Below are 22,527 nucleotides of genomic sequence, written 5' to 3'. Positions count from 1 at the left end.
ACTCGTCGGATTTACGTCGCCGACAAATCAGGATAAATAGGTAACTTCGGAATATATAATTCGGAATTTTCGCCTAATGCTGCTAGATAATCTTAATTTGTTCCTAACCATCGCTGAAAAAGGCAGTCTTGTTGCCGCCGCGCGAGAGACCGGATTATCGACCACAACGGTATCCGAGCGCTTAGCCGCGCTTGAAGCCCATTATGGCGTAGTGCTGTTCAATCGAACGACCCGGTCCATCAGCTTGACAGAAGAAGGACGACTTTTGATCGATGGTGCCAAGAATGTTCTAGGCGAAGTTTCGGAATTAGACGCCCGTATTCGGTATGGCGCTGAAACCTTGTCTGGGCCAATCCGCGTCAGCGCGCCAATCGACCTTGGACGCAACCTTGTCTCAGAGGTGATTGCAGAGTTCACGGAATTTAACCCTGCTGTTTCAATCGAGCTTTTGCTCTCAGACGGATATGTCGATCTGGTTGGACAGGGGTTTGACTTGGCCATCCGGTTCGGAAACATCTCTGACAGTTCGCTAAGAATTCGCAGTCTTGGAAATTACCAGCGGTTCGTATGCGCGGCCCCAAGCTATGTCATAAAACACGGAACCCCAAAACGACCCGATGACCTTGTACGTCACAACTGCCTGATCATGCGGTTCGGCAATACGCTCGACAACGTGTGGGAGTTTGGCTCAGGCTCAACCAGCCAGCGAGTTCCAGTCAAAGGAAATCGAATTGTTAATGACGGCTCACTCATTCGCGATTGGGCCATTGCCGGTCATGGTATCGTGTTAAAATCCGAACTTGATGTGGGTTCCGATGTGCGGTCCGGAAAATTGGTGTCCTTTTTGGATGAGTACCTTCCACCGCCAAAACCGCTGCAAATGATGTTTCCACCCAGCCGCGCACAGCCCCGCCGCGTTGCGGCCTTTGCGAAATTCATTAGTCAAAAAATGGATGAACTCTAAGTAATTGAAACTGCTCAGCTATTATTGGGAATTTGGTCATAGTTCGGCATCCATAGCCCTGGTTCAAGCCGAACAACCTATGCGTAAAACCACAAGTCAGCAAAATTGGCTTTCTGTTAAACTGAGCATGAAGAAATTTTGGCAGTCGAAAGCCCGGTATTCGAAAGGTTCCATAGCTTTCAAAGAATATTAGACCCCATTTTTAGAACATGCCATTGTCGTTTTGGCTTTGCGACGGAACCTCCTGAAGAACATCCCAATGTTCGATTATTTTTCCTTCTTTATTCAGGCGGAAAATATCAATCCCTGCATATTCCAGGCCGTCAGGCCAAATTTGATGGCAATGCAGAATTACATGATCACCGTCGGCAAAGGCGCGCTTGATATCCACGCGCTTCCCCGGATATTCGGCAGCCATGCGTTCAAAGTAATCAATAAAGGCTTGTTTTCCGTCCCCGACATGCGGGTTGTGTTGAGTATATGTTTCGCCAACAAAAATCGATATCGCTTCGGCAGGTCGACAATCGTTGAACATCATCTCGTAAAAAGCGATGACGTTCTTCTTATTTTTTTCGAGATCGGGCATGTCGTTACAATATATGCTTTATTTTCAAAATAGTCAGATAAGTACTGACAATGTACGCCTGCTAAAGAAACTTCGACAAGACCCAAGCCTAAATCGTTCAACAGACGCAACTTTTGACTATGCTTTTTCCCACAGTTTGACCAAATTTTACACACAAATTTCTTGTACAGGTGAGGTATGGTAATTGAATGAATGGTGACCTCGAAACAAAAGCAATTCGCATTGCAAAAGCGTTGACCGAACCACGCCAAATTTCTGGACTCTCATCTGAGACAGAGCCTCTTTCCTTGGAACAAGCTTATTCAATCGCCAATCGCGTTCGCGCGCTCATGGATCGGCGCCCAGTAGGACGGAAAGTTGGGTTCACTAACCGTGCCATCTGGCCTGTGTATGGCGTTTATCAACCGATCTGGGGTGTGGTTCACTCAGAAAGTCTGTTCTCGGCAGTTCAGCCTGTAAAACTCTCCGATTACGCAGAACCAAGGATCGAACCCGAAATCGTTATTGGCCTAGGAAAAACTCCCAAGAAGGGCATGAGCAAAAGACAATTGGCTGGCTGCGTGGATTGGGTCGCCACCGGGTTTGAGATTGTCCAATCAATCTATCCGAATTGGAAATTCTCTGTCGCGGACTCGATCGCAGCTCAGGGTTTACATGGATGTCTTGTGATAGGCGAAAAAATACCCGCAACGAATGAGGTTTTAGATGGTTTGGCTTCGGTACCGCTGGAATTAAGACGGGATGAAGAAACAATCGATACTGGAAAAGGGGAAAACGCCTTGGGTGGTCCAATCGAAGTCTTGGCACATCTTGTATCGATAGTTTCAGCAGAAGAAGCCCTTCAGGAAGGCGAGCTCGTAACAACGGGCACGCTTACTGATGCGCGGCCAGTTTTCGCCGGTGAAACATGGTCCGCATGTTTTGGTGGAGTTATGAGCGAAAAGCTTTCAGTGCGGTTCGTTTGAGTTTTAAGATACAGTTAGGAGTTTCGCGGCAAGACTGCGCAACAGCAAATACTGGCTCGCCGCACCTAAACTTTAAGCACTGGTTAACCGACACATATCGTTCAGTTCACTGCTACGCAAATTCAACTGAAACTCAATGATAGCGGTTAACTTGACGTTGCATTTGGCTGCAACGACGCAATATCCGTACAAATGGATGGATCACGTTAGTTGCCTGTACGGCCTGAGCTGGGCTGGTTTTCGAAGTCTGGCGAAGCATGATGACCTCCTGTGGCTGAGCCTAGGTTAAACTGCTTTACCGAAGGGTTCAGTGAACTGGGACACAGAGTACTAAAACTTGATTTGAAGAAAGCTGTAAGCGTTGTTTCCTTAGAAACACCGAAGCTGATATCATCATCGATAGGACTTCAACTCACACTTACCAAGTCGAGGTGAAGATGGAACGCAAGCTGGCGGCCATTATGGCAATCGACGTTGTAGGCTTCTCCGGTCTCGTATCGCAGGACGAGGCAGGAACCTTAAAGAAGCTTGAGAACTTGAAGCGCGACGTAATTGGCATGCAAGTCGAGGCAAACAGAGGTAGGGTTTTCAAATCTCTCGGAGATGGCTTTTTGGCAGAATTCTCGAGCACTTTGGAAGCAGTAAATTGCGCAATAGGCATTCAGAGGACATCGACACTCGATGCCCAACAAGCGCATGATACTAAACCACTTTTGCTCCGGATCGGGGTTTCTTTGGGCGACGTTATTGTCAAGGAAGACGATCTAATGGGTGACGGCGTCAACATTGCTGCGCGGTTGGAGGCCCTTTCTGAGCCGGGAGGCATTGCCGTATCCAGCGAAGTTATGAATCAGATTCGCAACAAGGTTGATCTTCCCCTGGAGGATTGCGGGCACAAACGCCTGAAGGAAACGGATGCTCCTATTCACGTTTACATGACGCAATCAAAACCGGGGGCGACCGGTGGATTTTTCGATTTCGATGAAGACGAGCTTGCTAGAACACGTGTAACGGGCGGATGTCTTTGCGGTTCTGTCCGGTATGAAATCAACGCGCCAGCAATCAGTGCAGGTTATTGCCACTGTAGTATTTGCCAAAAGTTCACAGGTTCTGCGATGAGCACATGGACGGCTTTCCCTGCATCGTCCTTAAGGTTTTTGAATGAAGAACCCCGTTATTTTGCATCATCGCCAATAGCTGAACGTGGGTTCTGCGCGACATGTGGTTCCAATTTGACTTATAAACTCGTTCAACCACGGATGGCCGCATATATTGTTGTATTCACTCCAAGCCTTGATCGGCCAACCGGCCTTGCCCCGGCAGCACATAACGGTATCGAAAGTCAAATGCCATGGATTGATATCCTGGATGATTTGCCTCGCACACAGTCGTCCGAGTCGCGCGTGTTACAAGAAGCATGGTCGAGCGTCGGATTGCCGGATCCGGCTACATGGGGTCCTATGGCAAAGCCCCCGAAAGTATTCTGATTCAAAATAGTTGTGGGTCAAAAATCCAACTTCGTCGGCATCAATTTCATTTACGGTGTTCCAACGAAAGGTGGACATGCTAGGCTACTCGGACGCGATAAGTTTCGCGTACGCGTGCAAGGGGTTGGCCGGTATGCCATCCGACCAATTCAAAAGGGATAAGCTCAATAACCATGGAATTGCTTGATCCGATTGAGATTGACAGCTTTGGCGCCGTCACACTTGGGATTTTGGTCTATTTTCTCGGTGCGCGGTTAACCCGTCGCTTCGAACTTTTGTCCAAGTACAGCATTCCAGAGCCTGTCAGTGGAGGACTATTGGCCGCTGTTGTGGCATTGATCGTGGTTTTGGCGACTGGCCGAGCGATAAATTACGAGTTATCCGCCAGAGACTTTTTACTAGTGTATTTCTTTACCACTATCGGTCTAAATGCCCGCTTCGCGGATCTTATGAAGGGTGGCCCCTTACTGGTTCTTATGCTTGGACTTACAATAGCCTTTATGCTTGTTCAAAACGCTGTCGGCATGGTTGGGGCGCTATTGTTTGATATGCCATCTCAGGCGGGTGTGCTACTTGGCACTGCATCTTTGATAGGCGGTCACGGCACGGCCATTGCATGGGGCCCAACTATCGAGACCAACTATCAAGTGAGCGGCGCTTCCGAGCTTGGAATAGCCACAGCAACAGTTGGCTTGATCTTAGCCAGTGTTTTGGGAGGGCCGATCGCTCGCTTTCTTATTCAGAAAAATGATCTCACAACTGAAACAGATGCCGAAGAGGAGGTCACTACCGCAGCGGAACCTTCACCTGATGGAATATCGACACTGACTCATGTGGACTTGATGAATTGCGTTATCTGGATTCACGTTGCCATTGCGATTGGTTATTCCGCCTACGAAGCGCTTGAGGCGGCTGGGGTAAAATTGCCCTTATTCGTACCGTGTTTGCTGAGTGGTATTTTGCTCTCGAATGTATTGCCGCCGTTGTTCCCAAAGCTCACATGGCCCGCGGGCACCCCAGCGATGAACGTAATCTCTGAATTCAGTTTGTCAGTGTTTTTGGCAATGTCTCTTATGAGCATGGAGCTTTGGACACTCGCAAGCAGCGCGGGAGTTCTAATAACCACCATGCTGCTGCAATCTATCGCAGCTATCGTATTCATTGTGTTCATTGTTTTCCGTCTGATGGGAAAAAACTATTTTGCAGCCGTGATTTCGGCAGGGTTTGCGGGGTTCTCGCTGGGTGCGACCCCTACTGCCATTGCAAACATGACGGCCGTTACACAGCGCTATGGTCCATCTCCAGTCGCTTTCATTGTTTTGCCTTTGGTGTCTGCATTCTTTGTGGATTTAGCGAACGCGTTCATAATCCAATGGTTCCTTGGCTTTGGGTGAAATGCTGAAAAGCGCACCCGGCCGCTGATGGAGAACAAGAGTTGGGCATTAAGAATTCGCCAATGAAGGCGTAATACTAGAAATCAAGGTTCTCTACACTCAACGCATTCTGCTGTATGAACTCGCGGCGGGGTTCGACGACGTCGCCCATCAATTTGGTGAACAGATCATCGGCCTCGACCATATCGTCCACTCTGACTTGCAACAGGGTACGCGCGTCCGGGTCCAGGGTGGTTTCCCAAAGCTGATCGGGGTTCATTTCGCCCAAGCCCTTGTATCGCTGCAATGACAGCCCTTTTTCACCCTCTTCAAGTATCGCACGCAACAGATCCAGCGGGCCGTGTATAACTTGTGATTTGTCGCGGCGGATCAGAGTGGCTGACGTGCTGTATATCTCTTGCAAGCTTTGGGTGAAGCTGCCAGTTTTGCGCGCTTCGCCCGAGCGGAGCATTGGCCCGTCCAGAGTGCGTACCTCTTCTACTCCACGCAAAATCCGCGCCAGACGAATACCATGATCCTGTGTGATACGACCCTGCCAGCCGCGTTCATATTCCAGCGCGATAAGGTCCAGACGTGCCGCCACTTTGTCAGCTACGCCCTGGAGGTCGGCGTCCACAGCACCGGGCACGAACGCACCAGCAACGGCAGCTTGTTCAAGGATATGGCGAGGATAATGAGTTGGAAAAGCGTCCAAAACGCGTTTCAATTGGCGCGCTTCTTCCACTACACGCGTCAGGTCCTGACCGATGATTTCCTCACCTGAACCGAGCTTAAGCACGGCCCCCTCGACACCTTGGTTGATAAGATAGTCATCAAGTGCTGCCTGATCTTTCAGATAAACTTCGGACTTGCCACGCGACACCTTATACAGCGGAGGCTGAGCGATATAGAGATACCCACCTTCGATAAGTTCCGGCATTTGCCGATAGAAAAAGGTCAGCAGCAATGTGCGTATATGAGCGCCATCCACGTCGGCATCAGTCATTATGACGATCTTGTGGTAGCGTAATTTGCTGATATCGAACTCATCACGGCCAATTCCAGTGCCCAGCGCCATAACCAAGTTGCCGATCTCTTGCGACGACAGCATACGGTCAAAGCGCGCGCGCTCCACGTTCAGAATTTTTCCGCGCAGAGGCAGAACGGCCTGAGTAAGACGATCGCGGCCGGTCTGAGCCGATCCGCCAGCCGAGTCGCCCTCAACAAGGAAAACTTCGGTTTTGGAAGGGTCCTTTTCTGAGCAATCTTTCAGCTTACCTGCCAAGTAGTTGACATCCATCGCGGTTTTTCGGCGGGTCAGTTCACGAGCCTTGCGGGCGGCTTCCCGAGCCAGTGCAGCTTCGATAATTTTGCTGACGATGGTCTTTGCCTCGTTCGGGTTTTCTTCGAACCATTCCGCAAGCTTTTCGTTCATCAGACTTTCGACCGCAGGACGAACCTCTGAGCTGACCAACTTGTCCTTGGTCTGAGATGAAAATTTCGGGTCGGGAACCTTAACTGAAAGCACACAAGTCAAGCCTTCGCGCGCGTCGTCTCCTGTAAAGCTTACCTTTTCCCTTTTCGCGATGCCGCTGGATTGAGCGTAGTTGTTGATCGTCCGGGTCAGTGCGCCACGAAAACCGGCCACATGCGTACCGCCATCGCGTTGTGGAATGTTATTGGTAAACGGCAATACCGTTTCGTGATAGCTGTCATTCCACCACATCGCGATCTCAACACCGATGTCGTCTCGCTCACCCTTGATATAAATCGGTTCGGGCATGGCCGCTGTTTTCGAGCGGTCCAGATATTTGACGAACTCTTTAACCCCGCCTTCATAAAACAGTTCTGTCTCCAACCTTTCTGCAGGGCGTTCATCGATCAGGATAATGCGGACACCTGAATTCAGGAACGCTAGCTCACGCAAGCGTTTTTCCAGCGTTTCAAATGAATATTCGAGATTTGAAAACGTATCGGTTGAAGCAAGAAAACGAACCTCGGTGCCTGTCTGATTACCGCACTCGCCAACAACTTTCAGATGCTCGGCAGTTTCGCCACCCTCGAACTTGGCAAAGTGCTCTTTCCCATCCCGCCATATGCGAAGCTCCAACCAATGTGACAATGCGTTAACAACGGAAACGCCTACCCCGTGCAGGCCGCCGGACACCTTGTAAGAGTTGCTGTCAAATTTACCCCCTGCATGCAGCTGAGTCATGATAACCTCTGCAGCCGAGACACCTTCCTCAGGGTGGATATCCACCGGAATCCCACGACCATTATCGCTCACGGATACGCTGGAATCGGCGTGGATTTTGACGGTGACGTGATCGGCATGACCAGCTAAAGCCTCGTCAATTCCATTATCGACGACCTCGTAAACCATATGATGCAAACCCGATCCATCGTCGGTGTCGCCGATATACATACCGGGTCGCTTGCGAACGGCCTCTAAGCCTTTGAGAACTTTAATGGAATCGGCGCCATATTCTTGAGGTGCCTGTGCGTCTTCGGACATGCCGTTAGTACCTATATTATTTTGGTAAGTTATACGAAACCCGGTGGGGAATGTCACGCGATCCCCCAACATTTTGTGGTCCTTGCGAGTTTTCACGCCTGTTCAGGAACTCGACCGCCCGACGATTAAAGACGGTCAAGATCGGCTGCAATATCTGCTGCAATCAACCCCGCGTCCACATCGGTACGCTCGGCAGATAAACGCAGTCCCAAAAGGTCCGACTGATAACGTGCCGCTAACCTCTCTGGGTCATGATCTTGACCGATTTCTCCGGCCTCTTGGGCACGACGAAAGAGGTTGGTGAAACACGCCTTCATTTCAGTCATGTGTTTGGCGGCTTTCTCTGCCAACACATGTTCTCGCGCCTGCAATTCCGCATAGGTTTTCGCCAGCATACAGGCCTTTGAGGGCAATTCGGGCGCCTCGATCACAAATGTGGGCTGCGCTTTTAGGGCCGCCTTCGGCCCAAATTTGTCTGCAAACTCCGTCAGTCGGGCTACACCCTCCTGAGTGTAGCGCTCCATAGCCAAAGCAAACAACGCATCTTTTGATCCGAATGCCGCATAAAAACTTCCCGGTTTTAAGTGCAACTCTCGCTCAAGATCTTTTAGCGAGGTTCCCGCCCAGCCATGTCGCCAAAATAAATCTCTGGCCCGGCCAATCAACGCATCCCGGTCGTATTCTGGTTTCCTTGGCATCATCTTCACCAATTTTTGAACGATCGCTCAAATATATACTTGAGTGATTACTCAAGAAAGTCTATTTCTGCGAAGTCGAACCAAAAAAAGGAGTTCAAAATGGCTGACTTTCCCTCTCATGACCTGACAACCGCCCCCGAAGGTTCCAAACCGCTGCTAGAAAAATCTCAAGCCGCTTTTGGCCGTCTCCCCGGACTGCACAAAGTGATGGCTGAAAGCCCCCAACACCTTGAGGGGTATCAGGTTTTGCATCATCTCTTTCTGCAAACAGATTTCGACAATGACGAGAAAACCGTAGTCTGGCAGACCATTAACGTCGAGAACGAGTGTCACTACTGCGTTCCCGCGCATACTGGCATCGCCAAGATGATGAAAGTTTCAGATGAAATTACAAACGCCTTGCGTGATGAAACGCCGTTACCCAATGCCAAGCTTGAGGCGTTGCGTACTTTTACTCTGCAAATGATGAATACACGCGGCAATGTGACCGACGAACAGCTCCAAACCTTTTTTGACGCAGGCTATTCTCATCGCGCGGTTCTGGATGTGGTTCTCGGTTTGGCACAAAAGACAATGTCGAACTACGTCAATCACATGGCAAAAACGCCCGTTGACGAGGTCATGCGCGGCTTTTTGTGGGACCGCAAAGTTAGCGAGCCAGCTTAATCGCTTACGACAGAGCCGTCGCTGCTTTCGGTTACTACTAACTTTTGGGCTCGATCACCCAGCTCTGCAAACAGCTCAGGTCCGGTACCCGTCATCCAGGCCTGAGCACCTAACGCACAGATTTCGTCATACAATGCGGCACGCCGATCCGCGTCAAGATGTGCGGCAACTTCATCCAGCAGAACCATGGGTGGTGCGCCGACCATCGCGGCCAATGCCCTTGCATTGGAAAGTATCAAGGATACCAATAAAGCCTTTTGTTCACCCGTCGAGCAATCCTTGGCTGGCACACCCTTGCTTGCATACACACCATATAGATCGGACCGATGCGGACCAATCAGAGTCCTCCCTGCGGCTAAATCCCGAGATCGGTTATCGGCTAAGGCATCAAAAAAGGCCTCTACAGTCTCAGGCATAACCCCGTCGCTTTGAACAAGTTCCAATTCTGCCGAAGGGAATGCTGTTTCAGCCTGAACTTGGGCAGCACGCAAATGATCCAAAGCCGCCAAACGCGCTAAGTGGATTTGCAGACCGCTTTCAGCCATTTGCGCTTCTAGCGCTGAATACCAATGAGCGTCGTGCACTTGCTCTTTCAAAAGGCGGTTGCGTTCCCTCATTGCCTTTTCATAAACCAAAGAAGCTTCGGCGTGGGACGGATCAAAACTTAGCACAATCCGGTCCAGAAAGCGCCGCCGACCCTCTGCACCTTCGATCCACAACCGGTCCATTGCAGGTATGAGCCATACAACCCGCGCCAACTTGCCAAGGTCAATTTGACTTGCCGCCTTGTCATCAATCCGAACCTGCCGTGCCGCGCCGCCTTGAGACCAGGTTTCTATACGGTAACGCCTCCCTTGGACATCCAACACTCCCTGCAGCTTCCAGCCTATTTCCTCGGGCCGTCTAGCCATGTCCGCAGCGCTGGCCCGGCGCATACCGCGTCCCGGCGAAATGAGCGAAACCGCTTCAAGAATATTGGTTTTGCCAGCCCCATTCGCGCCGTACAATACAATTGGGCGACCATCCAGCGAAAGTTGCGCCAGCTTGTGCGACCGAAAATGGGAAATTGTAAGCTCGGTCAGGGCCAGTCCCATGACCCCTCCCTTCCTGTCCTTAAGTTCACCTCCAACGGAGGCAAAACGCACAAACGGGATCAGACGCGCATTGGCATGACCACGTAAACAGCGCTTTGATCATTGCCTTCGCGCATCAGCGTCGGGTCACCAGCCGAGTTGAACATGAATACAGCATTCTCGCGATCAACCTGTGATGCGATTTCAAGCAGGTATTTGGCATTAAACCCAATCTCCAACCGCTCATCGCCATAAGCCACTGCTAACTCTTCCTCGGCTGCGCCGCTGTCTGGTGCGTTGACCGACAAAACCAGCTTGTCACTTTCCAACTGCAACTTTACGGCACGAGACCGTTCCGACGAAACTGTCGCTACGCGGTCAACAGCCTGAGCAAATTCCGCAGCATCTACTTCTAGCTTGCGCGTGTTGCCTTGCGGGATAACACGGGTGTAGTCGGGGAAAGTGCCGTCAATCACCTTCGAAGTCAGCGTGATTTCTGGCGTGGCAAAACGAACTTTGGTTTCGCTGACGGACACTGCAATGTCCATCTCATCGTCTTCCAACAGCTTTCGCAGCTCACCCACGGTTTTGCGCGGCACAATGACACCCGGCATGTCCGCAGCGCCATCTGGCAGATCCGCGTCGATACGCGCAAGGCGATGACCATCAGTGGCCACGCAGCGCAGAACCTTGCCTCCGTCAAACCCGTCAGCCACATGCATGTAGACGCCATTCAGGTAATACCGCGTCTCTTCTGTCGAGATGGCGAATTTGGACTTGTCGAACAACCTGCGCAACAAGGCAGCAGATGCCGTGAAGTTCGAATGATATTCTGAGGACGCCATCACGGGGAAATCTTCTTTCGGCAATGTCGCCAAAGAAAAGTTCGAACGGCCCGCTTCGACAGTCAGCCGCCCGGCCGCGCTATCTGCGGTAAGGGTCACCAAAGCGCCGTCGGGCAGCTTTCGCACAATTTCATGCAGTGTAGTTGCGGCTACCGTCGTTGCACCGGCTTTTTCAACCTGTGCGGGCGCCTTGTCCACAACCTCGATATCCAGATCGGTGGCCCGAAATTGAACTTGATCGCCTTCGGCCTCGATAAGCACATTAGCAAGGATCGGAATTGTGTTGCGGCGCTCGACAACCGATTGGGCCTGTGAAACAGCCTTGAGTAGGGTGCCACGTTCGATGCTGATCTTCATACCCTCAATTCCTCTGACTTACGTGGTGAACTAGGCGGGACTGGCACGTTAGCGGTTCCACCCTGAGGCACAAGCATTTTTTATGGGTTTCTGGTTTGGAATACGCGATGCGTCAAGGCCCCATGGTCCATTCGCCACAGTTCGTTCATGCTCGTGGACAGTTGTTCACAAAAAAAACGCCCCGGAACAAAAATACCGGGGCGCTGTGAAAATAAACTTGGATTCAGGCTTCCAGGGAACGGCGCAGCATCTCAACGTCTTCAGCAATCTGACCGTCCGTCAGTTTCAACTCTTCGATACGTTTTACACCATGCATGACTGTGGTGTGGTCACGCCCGCCAAACCGTCGACCTATTTCGGGTAAAGAGCGACTGGTCAGTTGCTTACACAAATACATGGCGACTTGGCGCGGACGTGCGTAGGATCGCAGACGCTTGGGACCGATGATGTCGGACATACGGATGTTGTAGTACTCTGACACCTTGCGCTGAATTTCCTCGACCGTGATCTTGCGCTCGGACGCGCGCAGCACATCGGCCAGACAGTCTTGCGTCAATTCCATGTCGATCTCACGTCCCACCAACGAGGCGAATGCGAACAGGCGGGTTAACGCACCTTCGAGAACGCGGACATTGGTTGAGATTCGATGGGCAAGAAACTCAAGAACGCCATCGGCTATGGTCAAGTCGGAATATGTACTGCTGTACTGCTGTACTTTGTTCTGCAGTATGCCAAGCCGCAATTCGTAATCGGTCGGATGCAGATCGACCACCAATCCGCACTGCAAGCGTGATTTCACGCGCTCTTCAAGATCTTTGATCTCGCCCGGCGCTCGGTCAGCTGAGATAATAATTTGCTTGTTCTGGTCAACCAGCGCATTGAATGTATGAAAAAATTCCTCTTGGGTTGAATCTTTTCCCGCAATAAATTGCACGTCGTCAACCATCAAAACGTCGACGGAACGGAACAGATGTTTGAAATCCATCATCCGTCGTTCCCGCAAAGCCTGAACAAACCTGTACATGAACTGCTCAGCCGACAAGTAAAGCACGTTCAGTTCCGGGCGCCGGGTTTTCAGCTCCCAAGCTATGGCGTGCATCAAGTGTGTTTTACCAAGGCCAACTCCACCATAAAGTACCAAAGGGTTGAAAGTGACCGGTCCGCCTTCGGACACACGACGAGCGGCTGCATGAGCCAGTTCGTTTGGTTTGCCAACCACAAAACTGTCAAAGGTAAAACGCGCATCCAAAGGAGCTGCCTGCAAAGCCTCTAATACATTTGGTGCCGTTTCGGGCGCAGAAACCGCTGCCGTAGTCGTGACTGTCGGCTTCGTCTCAGCAATCTGAACAGGGCGAACCGAAGAATTTGCGGCCGTCTGGAACGCCAGCCGCTGTACGGACTCTCCAGACGTGTTTAGTTCGTAAAGAATCAGATCAGCAAAGTTCTGACTTACGTAGTTGCCCATAAAGTTGGTCGGAACGGAAAAAATGGCCACGCCATCCTGTAACTCTTGGAACTCCAGCGGTTCAATCCAGGTGGTAAAGTTGTTTCGACCGACGGCCTTGAGCAACTTGCTGCGCAGTTGCCCCCATTTCTCTTGTGTCATACGTCGCCTCACGCATCCCATTCTTTATTGGCCTGTCGGCCTTATTAATACGCTCCGGTTTCCCGGTTTCCTGCACAAGGGTACCATTCGCCAAACCGGACCGGTTTGACGGGCAGAGCTCGGATCATCAGCGCAATCAAAACCTGTCCAACCCAACAACGGGCCGGCCTGGAAGCCAGGCTGCGCACCACAATCCAATTTTTCGACAGGGCCTAGAATCGTCGGAATTCCGAGATCCGCAGCAGATCGTCCGTCCGGCAATAGCCGATTTTCGAACATTCGTCCCTGAAACCGCCCTGATGCCCGTCAGATCGATTTTAGAAACAGCCTGTCCCCCCAAGCGAGTGAATCGCTGAATCAGTGGTAGCAAGAGGTCATGGGTCCCGGCAATGAAACTTCGATATTGACTCGGGTCTGAGGCAGAAAGAATCTCTTGGCTTCTGGAAGGCGCGGTATTCCGGCAACAGTAAAAAAGGACGCCGCTACCCGCGACGCCCTTAAAATTAGATCAGCCTTATTGACCTGAGTTGGGTTCAATCCCGTTGGGTTAGCCCAACGCTTTCACACGCGCCGACAGGCGCGACATTTTACGTGATGCGGTATTTTTATGGAAAACACCCTTGGTTACTCCGCGCATCAGCTCTGGCTGGGCCGCACGCAGAGCGGCGGTTGCTGCGTCCTTATCACCGGATGCGATTGCTTCTTCTACTTTACGCAAATAAGTGCGAATGCGCGAACGACGAGCTTTGTTGATTGCAAAACGCTTCTCGTTCTGACGAGCACGCTTCTTTGCCTGGGGCGAATTTGCCATGTGTCTTTGACCTTTTATCGGTACGTTTATTCTGTTTTGCGCGCCACGGAATGTCCGTACCAGGTCATCGATCACGAGTGTGAGTCGGGCCAGAGCGGGCCGCACGCGCATGTATAGCGGCGGTCACTAGCTGACTTTTCGGGGTTTGCCAAGCCGATTCTTACATTAAGGCCGATGATGTTTTGTATGCGGGAACCGCGAGAGGCATTGTTCGCCCTGCCGGATTATTTGTCGCGGAACTGAGCTGTACGTTTTTCCAAAAACGCAGCCATGCCTTCCTTTTGATCTTCAGTCGCAAACATAGAATGGAAAACCCTTCGTTCGAACAGCATCCCTTCGCTCAGCGGCAATTCGTAGCTTCGATTAACCGCTTCCTTAGCGGCGATCGCTGTCAGTTGGGATTTTTCCGCGATCTTTTGGGCCGCGCCAGTCGCCTCTTCGATCAGCTTTTTGGCGGGTACAACGCGGCTGACAAGTCCTGCGCGCTCAGCTTCTTCGGCATCCATGAATCGACCCGTCAGATTCATGTCCATAGCCTTGGACTTGCCAACAAACCGAGTCAGCCGCTGGGTTCCTCCCAAACCGGCGATAACTCCAAGGTTGATCTCAGGCTGTCCGAACTTGGCCGTGTCCGCCGCAATGATAAAGTCGCACAGCATAGCCAATTCGCATCCTCCGCCCAACGCATAGCCGGCCACCGCGGCGATGATCGGTTTGCGGATGGCGGTCACCCGATCATTGGCATCGGCAAACGGGTTCACGTTGAACACATCAACGTAGCTCATGTCCGACATCTCTTTGATGTCAGCGCCGGCGGCAAATGCTTTGTCCGATCCTGTAATAACGATACAGCGCACTTTGTCGTTGCTGTCCGCCTCTTCCAACGCAGTACACAATTCATCCAACAACTGGGTGTTAAGCGCATTCAACGCATCTGGTCGGTTGAGTTTGATAAGGGCGACGTGGTCTTCGATTTCGACGATGATCGTCTCAAGGGCCATGAGGTGTAAGCTTCCGGTTGTTCCGTTCAAATACGATTCCTTACCACGCGAATTCGCCGGATCAAGTCATCTTTGACATTTTGCACAGTAAAAGGACGAGCGACCAGACTGGATGATTCTCTTGATTATTGACCCACATCCTGCCGTCCGGCACAGCTCTCCTTCCCTTCCGTAAACGTCAAAGCTGTGCTGGAAATATCCAAGCTCTCCATTAGCTTGGCGGAAATCACGCAACGATGAACCACCCGCGTCAATTGCCTCTTGCAGCACTTGGCGAATAACCGGAACCAACGCCGCGACACGAGACGCAGAAATCTGGCCAGCTTTGCGACGTGGCGACACTCCTGAGCGATAAAGAGCCTCACAAACGTAGATATTCCCCAATCCGGCAACGATTCCCTGATCCAGTAGCGCGGATTTAACTGGAGAGTTTTTATCTTTGAAAGCATCTATGAGGTGTTGTTCGTGGAAATCGTTGCCCAACGGCTCGGGCCCAAGAACCGACAAAAGTTTGTGCTCTTCAGCTGTCGCCGTGGGAAAGAGGTCCATTGCTCCAAACCGGCGCGGGTCATTGAATGTGACACGAGCTCCGTTTGCCATATGAAAGACGACATGGTCGTGCTTTTCGGGCATTGGATGCTCATGCACGAAATGGCCCAGGGGATCGCCAGACACGGTCATCCGTCCCGACATACCCAGATGGATCAGAAGTGTTTCGCCGCTGCTGAGATCGCCAAGAATGTATTTCGACCTCCGTCGCAAGCTATCTATTCGCTGCCCAGCCAGCCGATCGGCCATACGATCGGGAAAAGGCCAGCGCAGATCAGGGCGATTCACCTCTGCCCTTTGGATGACCACACCTTCCATGGCTAGAGTCAGGCCGCGTCTTACAGTCTCGACCTCGGGCAATTCCGGCATTACACGGCTCCTATTCCAAAGGGCCGCATTGTGCCCAGGTTCCAGTGCCCTATAACAGAAACGAAATTCGAAAAACGGCAAGGCTAATGTCCGACAACAGCGACAAGACCACTCATTTCGGGTTCGAGACCGTCCGCGAGGCTGAAAAGTCCGGTCGTGTTCAGGGCGTATTCAACTCTGTGGCGTCAAAATACGATGTAATGAACGACGTCATGTCCATGGGTATCCATCGCGTGTGGAAAGACGCTATGATGGACTGGCTTGCGCCGCGTCCCGGCCAACACCTATTGGACGTTGCCGGAGGCACCGGAGATATTTCGTTCAGGTTCCTGAAACGCGCAGGCCACGGCCACGCCACCGTTCTTGACCTCACCGAACCGATGCTGATCGAGGGTCGCCAACGAGCCGAAGCCGATCAGATGGCTGACAGCCTAAGTTGGGTGGTTGGTGATGCGATGGCACTGCCATTCGAAGACAACTCGTTTGATGTCTACACGATTTCCTTCGGCATCCGAAACGTGACCCGTCCGCAAGACGCGCTGAACGAAGCATTCCGAGTTTTGAAACCCGGTGGTCGACTTATGGTGCTGGAATTCAGCCAATTGCCGAACGACGGGCTTCAGAAACTCTATGACCTCTACAGTTTCAATGTCATTCCACGCATGGGCAAACTGATCGCCAATGATTACGACAGCTATCAGTATCTAGTGGAATCGATCCGAAATTTCCCGGATCAAGAGACGTTTTTGGAAATGGTCCGAGCCGCCGGATTTGAAAACGCAAAATACCTTAACCTTAGCCTGGGCATCGCTGCGCTGCATTCAGGATGGAAAATCTGACGTATGCGTGGACCCCACAACATAATCCGCCTGATCCGGACAGGCGCCACTCTGGAGCGTACAGGCGCGATGAACGTTGTGTTGGACGCATTCGAGGCTCCGAGAGCCGTTCGGTTTATTGCTCACACCCTTGGAAAACCATTTCAATGGCTGGGATACAAGGGCGATCCGGATATGCCGCCCGCAACCCGTGCGTTAACCGCGTTGGGTCCGGCTTATATCAAATTCGGGCAAGTATTGTCCACGCGGCCAGACGTTGTCGGCAACGAACTGGCTGAACAATTACGCGTCCTTCAGGACAAACTCCCCCCATTTTCACAAGCCGAAGCGATGGCCGAAGTTGAAAAAGAACTTGGCCAACCCATTGCCGAGATTTTTAGTGAGTTCAGCGAACCAATCGCTGCGGCCTCTATTGCTCAGGTTCACAAGGCCAAGCTGGTGGCCACCGGCGAAGACGTAGCCGTCAAGGTTCTACGTCCAGGCATCGAGCGGGCTTTTCGCAAGGATGTGGATGCATTCTATTTCGCCGCGCGCATTGTGCAGCTTTTTGCCCCAGGGGCACGCCGCTTGCGTCCTATGGAGGTGATCGAACATTTTGATGGAGTGGTTCGTGGCGAACTGGATCTTAGGCTGGAAAGCTCGGCCGCTTCTGAATATGCGGCCAATACCAAAAACGACTCCGGATTTTGGCTCCCTCCAGTTGTCTGGTCCCTATCCGCGCGCCGTGTGATGACACTCAGTTGGGCAGACGGTATCGCTTTGGGCGAAAACGGCGCATTGGACGCAGCGGGTCATGACCGCCGAGATTTGGCTGAACGCGTTTTGCGCCTGTTCCTGTTGCACGCTCTGCGCGATGGGTATTTTCATGCCGACATGCATCAGGGCAATTTAAAAGTCGCTGCCAACGGCGACATCATCGCCTACGACTTTGGAATCATGGGTCACATCGACGAATATACCCGTCGGGTTTACGCGGAAATACTCTTTGGGTTCATCCGGCGAGACTATAAGCGTGTAGCTGAAGTACATTTCGAAGCAGGCTATGTGCCAGCCAATCAGGATGTAGACGAATTTGCCCGCGCCCTGCGCGCGGTGGGCGAACCGATCTTCGGTATGGACGCATCTCATATCTCCATGGGGCGTCTCCTGAATTACCTGTTCGAAGTGACGGAACGCTTTGGTATGGAAACACGGACGGAATTAATACTGTTACAGCGTACCATGGTCGTCGTAGAAGGCGTAGCGCGTTCGCTCGACCCACATATGAACATTTGGGAAGTCGCTCGCCCGGTCGTCGAAGATTATATCAAGCAATCTATTGGCCCTCGCGCTGCAATTCGCGATCTGGGCAAAACAGCAATGGTTCTGGCCCGGTTCGGTCCTCGCTTGCCTGCATTGGTGGAAAACGCCCTTATCGCGCAGACACAAAAGGATGAACCGCAGCGATCGCAATTGTTGATTGCATGGGTTCCTGCATTGATCGGCGCTATCGCAGGCGCAACGCTTGTGCTGGTACTTAACGCGATCAGTTAAAGATCAAATGGCTGCTACGTTTGAAGCTGAAGAGATCATAGTCTCTCAATGGCGATCGCGATACCCTGACCGCCACCTATACACATTGTGATCAATCCTTTGGAACCACCTGTACGCTCAAGCTCATACAGTGCTTTCAATGTGATGATTGCTCCGGTCGCCCCCACTGGGTGACCCAATGCAATTGCGCCTCCATTTGGGTTTACCTTACCAGCGTCCAAACCCAGCTCCTGGTTGACGGCCAAGGCCTGAGCCGCAAATGCCTCATTGCTTTCGATTACGTCGAAATCCTCGATGACCAAACCCGTTTTCTTAAGCAGGTTCTGAACTGCGGGAACCGGGCCGATTCCCATAACTTCGGGTCTTACACCGGCATGGGCGTAACCCAGCACGCGTGCCTTGGGTTTCAACCCGGCTTTCTCCGCCGCAACAGCAGTCGCCAAGACAATGGCAGCAGCACCATCATTGATCCCGGATGCATTGCCTGCCGTCACTCGACCGTCTTTCTTAAAGACAGGGCGCAACCCTGCCAATGCCTCGGTCGTCGTCGCTTTTGGGTGTTCATCAACTTTGAATTCCACCATTTCTCGTTTTACCTTGACCTGTACTGGAGCAATTTGACTGTCAAAGTTACCGGCCTCGATTGCAGCGGCAGCGCGAGTCTGGCTGGTCAAAGCAAATTCATCCATTTGCTCTCGGCTGATCTGGTGCTCGTCAGCGACATTCTCGGCTGTCACACCCATATGTCCTGTCCCAAACGGACAGTTCAGCGCTCCCAGCATCATATCCAATGAGGTGACATCGCCCATTTTTGCACCCCAACGCGCCTGCGGTACGATATATGGGCTGCGCGACATACTCTCGGCCCCACCAGCAACTGCGAACTCGGCATCACCCATTGTTAAGGACTGAACAGCCGATACGATCGCCTGCGCGCCGGAACCGCAAAGACGGTTAACATTCATAGCAGGAGTTCCATTCGGTATTCCTGCCTGAATTGCCGCGACGCGGGACAGGTACATGTCACGCGGCTCAGTATTGATCACGTGACCAAAGACGACGTGCCCAATCTGACCGCCTTCCACCCCAGACCGCTCCATCGCTTCTTCTGTTGCAACAGTCGCCAAGTCGATTGGCGCAGTCGAAGCCAACGCTCCGCCGAAAGTTCCGATTGCCGTACGGGCACCGTCCAAAATTACGATATCGGTCATGGATCGCTCCTCCTGAAATTGGGTACAGTATGCACTCTGTTCGTGGGCATGTCCTCTGAGACGTGCCGTCACAGGTGGAATTGACATTTGCACCGACAGCGCCCATCAAATTCCGTCATGACGGATAACTCTGACGATATCCTGACGCGCCTCCCGGCACGCCTGAAAGAAGCGCGCCGAGCCAAAGGCCTGTCTCTGGAAGCGGTTGCTAACCTCAGCGGTGTATCCCGTTCCATGGTCAGCCAGATCGAACGCGGTGAGAGCAGCCCTACGATTTCTACGCTTTGGAATTTGACACGTGCATTACAAGTCGATTTCGCCAGGCTATTAGATGACGCCAAGGCCACCGATCAAATCGAGGTTCTCAGAAAGTCCGAAGTGCCCAGTATTGATAATATGGGGCAGAACTGCTGCATCCGCATATTATCGCCGCCCGAGGAAGCTGGGGGCCATGAGGTCTATGACATCCAGTTCGACGATAACGGAGCTTTGAATAGTCAGCCGCACACACGTGGCGCACAAGAACAGCTGACAGTTTTGGAAGGTTCCGTGCACGTAAATTCTGGTGCTGCCAAGATGGTGCTGCACCAGGGTGATACGGCCCGTTACGCTGCTGATGTTTCCCACTCGATTTCTTCTGCGGGTGGCCCAGCCAGAGTTTTTCTGATCGTCAAAAACGCCTGATGCCGACCAATTTCCGTCTTTACGGATTATTTTCCGTAATTTCGTATTTCTCCTATTTGGGAATTTTCTCCGCTATGTTAGAAACACGACTCAGTAAAAGGAGATCGCCATGGCAGATGCATTCCTGTCCCACATCACGGACACACTCGCGCAAATCCAAGCTGAAGGATTGTACAAACGCGAACGAATGATCACCTCGCCACAGGGCGGCGAAATCACTGTGGGTGGTAAGCAAGTTATCAATTTGTGCGCCAACAACTATCTGGGTCTTGCTGATCATCCCGCGTTGATCGATGCAGCCACGAATGCAATGGGCCCCAAAGGGTTCGGCATGGCCTCAGTCCGGTTTATATGCGGTACGCAGGATATCCACCGTGAGTTGGAGCAGAAGCTGGCAAGTTTCCTGAATAAGGACGACTCGATCCTTTTCGCAGCCTGCTTTGACGCTAATGGCGGGCTATTTGAACCTTTATTAGGCCCCGAAGATGCCATCATATCAGACAGTTTGAACCACGCGTCGATCATCGACGGAATTCGGTTGTGCAAGGCCAAGCGGTATCGGTATCTGAACAACGATATGAACGATCTTGAGGCGTGGCTGAAACAAGCACGAGAAGATGGCGCGCGGCACATAATGATCGCCACCGATGGTGTATTCTCGATGGACGGATACCTGGCGAACCTACCCAAAATCCGAGAACTGGCAGACAAGTACAATGCTATCGTCATGGTTGATGACTGCCATGCAACGGGTTTTATGGGTCCAAACGGAGCGGGTACTCCGGATCACTTTGGCATTGAAGTGGATATACTCACAGGAACTTTGGGCAAGGCACTAGGAGGAGCGATCGGCGGTTATATCGCCGGGCCGCAGCCAGTCATCGACCTGCTGCGGCAGCGGGCGCGGCCCTATTTGTTTTCCAACTCGCTGCCGCCATCCATCGTCGCCGCTGGGCTTGAGGCTATCCGCCTGGTTCAAGAGGGCGAATTCCTGCGTTCCCAATTGTTTGGAAACGCCAAATATTGGCGCGCCGGGTTGGAAAAATTGGGTTTTGACCTTTTGCCGGGCGAACATCCGATCATTCCAGTAATGTTGGGCGAAGCCAACCTCGCCCAAGAGATGGCGTCGCGACTTTTTGATGAAGGCGTATATGTCTCAGGATTTTTCTTTCCTGTCGTTCCACGAGGGCAGGCGCGGATAAGAACACAGATGAACGCGGCACTCACAAGGGACGAACTGGACCGGGCGTTACGGGCTTTTGGTAAGGTCGGCAAAGAGCTGGGGATAATCTGATGCACGCAAACACGATGAAGGCTTTGGAAAAGTCTCTACCAGCAGAAGGTTTGTGGATGGTGCAGGCTCCGGTCCCCGAGATCGGACCAGACGAAGTGCTGATCCGCGTCAACAAAACTGGGATTTGCGGGACCGATATCCACATCTGGAATTGGGATGAATGGGCAGAGCACACTGTACCGATACCAATGATCACTGGCCATGAATTCGCTGGTGAGATCGTAGAAATTGGGCGCAATGTAACCGGGTTGGAAATTGGTCAACGCTGTTCAGGTGAAGGGCACTTAATTGGCACCGACAGCAGACAAAGTCGCGCAGGTAAATTTCACCTGGACCCTGGCACGCGCGGGATCGGCGTGAATGAACAGGGGGCTTTCGCCGAATATCTCAAGTTGCCCGCGTTTAACGTCGTTCCTCTGCCTGATGATATTTCTGATGATATCGGGGCCATTCTAGACCCGCTTGGAAACGCTGTACACACTGCCCTGAGCTTCGATTTGTTGGGTGAAGATGTTCTGATTACCGGCGCAGGTCCAATCGGTATTATGGCTGCTGCCGTCGCCCGACATGCAGGCGCGCGTCATGTGGTGATAACTGACATTAATCCAGACCGCCTAAAGCTTGCTAACTATGTTGTACCGAACTTACGCGCGGTGAATGTTAGCCAAGAAGACCTTCAAGATGTAATTGCGGAACTTGGCATGACCCAAGGTTTCGATGTTGGCTTGGAAATGTCAGGCTCACAGGCAGCATTGGATCAGATGGTCGAGGCGATGGTGATGGGCGGCAAAATCGCGTTGCTGGGTATTCCGCCGGGCAAATCTCCGGTGGATTGGTCACGTATCGTTTTCAAGGCAATCACTATCAAAGGAGTTTACGGGCGGGAAATGTTCGAGACCTGGTACAAAATGATTGCCATGCTTCAGAATGGGTTGGACGTGTCCCGCGTAATAACCCACCGATTTGCCGTAGACGATTTCGCTAAAGGATTTGAAGCAATGAAGTCCGGGCAATCCGGAAAGGTTGTTCTAGACTGGACTTGATACGTAACCTTAGACAAGCCGAAATTTGAATTCCGACATCTAAGCAGAGAACGTTTGA

General features: G+C 52.0%; 20 protein-coding genes. 10 read left to right on the top strand and 10 right to left on the bottom strand.

Features of this window, described 5'->3' with window-relative positions; all coding sequences use genetic code 11:
* The first annotated feature begins 76 nt into the window (after positions 1-76).
* On the top strand, positions 77-964 hold the full coding sequence (locus AC2FNE_RS12300) for a LysR family transcriptional regulator (RefSeq protein ID WP_170607524.1): 888 nt from the start codon (positions 77-79) through the stop codon (positions 962-964).
* A gap of 202 nt (positions 965-1,166) precedes the next feature.
* Here the strand turns inward: AC2FNE_RS12300 and AC2FNE_RS12295 are convergent, their stop codons facing one another.
* Entirely contained in the window at positions 1,167-1,550 is a 384-nt protein-coding gene (locus tag AC2FNE_RS12295; protein ID WP_170607522.1) for a nuclear transport factor 2 family protein, read from the bottom strand.
* A gap of 188 nt (positions 1,551-1,738) precedes the next feature.
* On the opposite strand from AC2FNE_RS12295, the gene AC2FNE_RS12290 reads away from it, so the two are divergent.
* From AC2FNE_RS12290 to gltS, 3 genes are all read left to right on the top strand, one after another.
* Positions 1,739-2,515: a 2-keto-4-pentenoate hydratase gene (locus AC2FNE_RS12290; RefSeq protein WP_496805471.1), complete on the top strand. Its 777-nt coding sequence runs from the start codon at positions 1,739-1,741 to the stop codon at positions 2,513-2,515.
* 437 nt (positions 2,516-2,952) lie between these two features.
* Positions 2,953-4,002: a GFA family protein gene (locus AC2FNE_RS12285; RefSeq protein ID WP_170474466.1), complete on the top strand. Its 1,050-nt coding sequence runs from the start codon at positions 2,953-2,955 to the stop codon at positions 4,000-4,002.
* A gap of 173 nt (positions 4,003-4,175) precedes the next feature.
* A complete protein-coding gene (gene gltS, locus AC2FNE_RS12280; protein ID WP_496805470.1) occupies positions 4,176-5,396 on the top strand; it encodes a sodium/glutamate symporter in 1,221 nt (406 codons plus the stop codon).
* A 76-nt stretch (positions 5,397-5,472) separates the two neighbouring features.
* On the opposite strand, the gene gyrB is transcribed toward gltS, so the two are convergent.
* Both gyrB and AC2FNE_RS12270 read right to left on the bottom strand, forming a co-directional pair.
* Positions 5,473-7,890: a DNA topoisomerase (ATP-hydrolyzing) subunit B gene (gene gyrB, locus AC2FNE_RS12275; RefSeq protein WP_170475377.1), complete on the bottom strand. Its 2,418-nt coding sequence runs from the start codon at positions 7,888-7,890 to the stop codon at positions 5,473-5,475.
* Positions 7,891-8,015: 125 nt separating this feature from the next.
* Complete coding sequence (locus tag AC2FNE_RS12270) at positions 8,016-8,588, bottom strand: TetR/AcrR family transcriptional regulator (protein WP_170607516.1); 573 nt, start codon at positions 8,586-8,588, stop codon at positions 8,016-8,018.
* Positions 8,589-8,687: 99 nt separating this feature from the next.
* Here AC2FNE_RS12270 and AC2FNE_RS12265 point away from each other — a divergent pair, with 99 nt between their 5' ends.
* Entirely contained in the window at positions 8,688-9,254 is a 567-nt protein-coding gene (locus tag AC2FNE_RS12265) for a carboxymuconolactone decarboxylase family protein (RefSeq protein ID WP_170607514.1), read from the top strand.
* Here the strand turns inward: AC2FNE_RS12265 and recF are convergent.
* The 6 genes from recF to mutM all read right to left on the bottom strand — a co-directional run bounded on the left by recF (position 9,251) and on the right by mutM (position 15,865).
* Complete coding sequence (recF, locus tag AC2FNE_RS12260; RefSeq protein ID WP_170607513.1) at positions 9,251-10,348, bottom strand: DNA replication/repair protein RecF; 1,098 nt, start codon at positions 10,346-10,348, stop codon at positions 9,251-9,253. The two genes, AC2FNE_RS12265 and recF, sit on opposite strands and share 4 nt — an antisense overlap.
* Positions 10,349-10,407: 59 nt before the next feature.
* Positions 10,408-11,529 carry a DNA polymerase III subunit beta gene (gene dnaN, locus AC2FNE_RS12255; protein WP_170474436.1) on the bottom strand — a complete coding sequence of 374 codons (1,122 nt, stop codon included), beginning with the start codon at positions 11,527-11,529 and terminating at the stop codon, positions 10,408-10,410.
* A gap of 223 nt (positions 11,530-11,752) precedes the next feature.
* Entirely contained in the window at positions 11,753-13,135 is a 1,383-nt protein-coding gene (dnaA, locus tag AC2FNE_RS12250) for a chromosomal replication initiator protein DnaA (RefSeq protein WP_170607510.1), read from the bottom strand.
* Positions 13,136-13,682: 547 nt separating this feature from the next.
* Complete coding sequence (gene rpsT, locus AC2FNE_RS12245; RefSeq protein ID WP_170351928.1) at positions 13,683-13,946, bottom strand: 30S ribosomal protein S20; 264 nt, start codon at positions 13,944-13,946, stop codon at positions 13,683-13,685.
* 224 nt (positions 13,947-14,170) lie between these two features.
* Positions 14,171-14,947, bottom strand: a complete 777-nt coding sequence (acuK, locus tag AC2FNE_RS12240; protein ID WP_496805469.1) for an acryloyl-CoA hydratase — start codon at positions 14,945-14,947, stop codon at positions 14,171-14,173.
* Between the two features lie 66 nt (positions 14,948-15,013).
* Positions 15,014-15,865, bottom strand: a complete 852-nt coding sequence (mutM, locus tag AC2FNE_RS12235) for a bifunctional DNA-formamidopyrimidine glycosylase/DNA-(apurinic or apyrimidinic site) lyase (protein ID WP_170607507.1) — start codon at positions 15,863-15,865, stop codon at positions 15,014-15,016.
* An 86-nt stretch (positions 15,866-15,951) separates the two neighbouring features.
* On the opposite strand from mutM, the gene ubiE reads away from it, so the two are divergent.
* Positions 15,952-16,704, top strand: coding sequence for a bifunctional demethylmenaquinone methyltransferase/2-methoxy-6-polyprenyl-1,4-benzoquinol methylase UbiE (ubiE, locus tag AC2FNE_RS12230; protein ID WP_496805468.1), 753 nt, complete (start codon positions 15,952-15,954; stop codon positions 16,702-16,704).
* Positions 16,705-16,707: 3 nt separating this feature from the next.
* Entirely contained in the window at positions 16,708-18,237 is a 1,530-nt protein-coding gene (ubiB, locus tag AC2FNE_RS12225) for a 2-polyprenylphenol 6-hydroxylase (RefSeq protein WP_170607503.1), read from the top strand.
* Positions 18,238-18,272: 35 nt separating this feature from the next.
* On the opposite strand, the gene AC2FNE_RS12220 is transcribed toward ubiB, so the two are convergent.
* Positions 18,273-19,448, bottom strand: coding sequence for an acetyl-CoA C-acyltransferase family protein (locus tag AC2FNE_RS12220; protein ID WP_496805467.1), 1,176 nt, complete (start codon positions 19,446-19,448; stop codon positions 18,273-18,275).
* A gap of 117 nt (positions 19,449-19,565) precedes the next feature.
* Here AC2FNE_RS12220 and AC2FNE_RS12215 point away from each other — a divergent pair, with 117 nt between their 5' ends.
* From AC2FNE_RS12215 to tdh, 3 genes are all read left to right on the top strand, one after another.
* Positions 19,566-20,132, top strand: a complete 567-nt coding sequence (locus tag AC2FNE_RS12215) for a helix-turn-helix domain-containing protein (RefSeq protein ID WP_496805466.1) — start codon at positions 19,566-19,568, stop codon at positions 20,130-20,132.
* 109 nt (positions 20,133-20,241) lie between these two features.
* Positions 20,242-21,426, top strand: a complete 1,185-nt coding sequence (locus tag AC2FNE_RS12210; protein ID WP_170607498.1) for a glycine C-acetyltransferase — start codon at positions 20,242-20,244, stop codon at positions 21,424-21,426.
* 14 nt (positions 21,427-21,440) lie between these two features.
* Positions 21,441-22,469, top strand: a complete 1,029-nt coding sequence (gene tdh / locus AC2FNE_RS12205) for an L-threonine 3-dehydrogenase (protein ID WP_170607641.1) — start codon at positions 21,441-21,443, stop codon at positions 22,467-22,469.
* Positions 22,470-22,527: the final 58 nt, after the last annotated feature.

Source organism: Ruegeria sp. YKSD179, from assembly GCF_059612885.1.
Note: the sequence above shows the minus strand (reverse complement) of the source record. Positions and strands in the feature narration are given on the sequence as shown.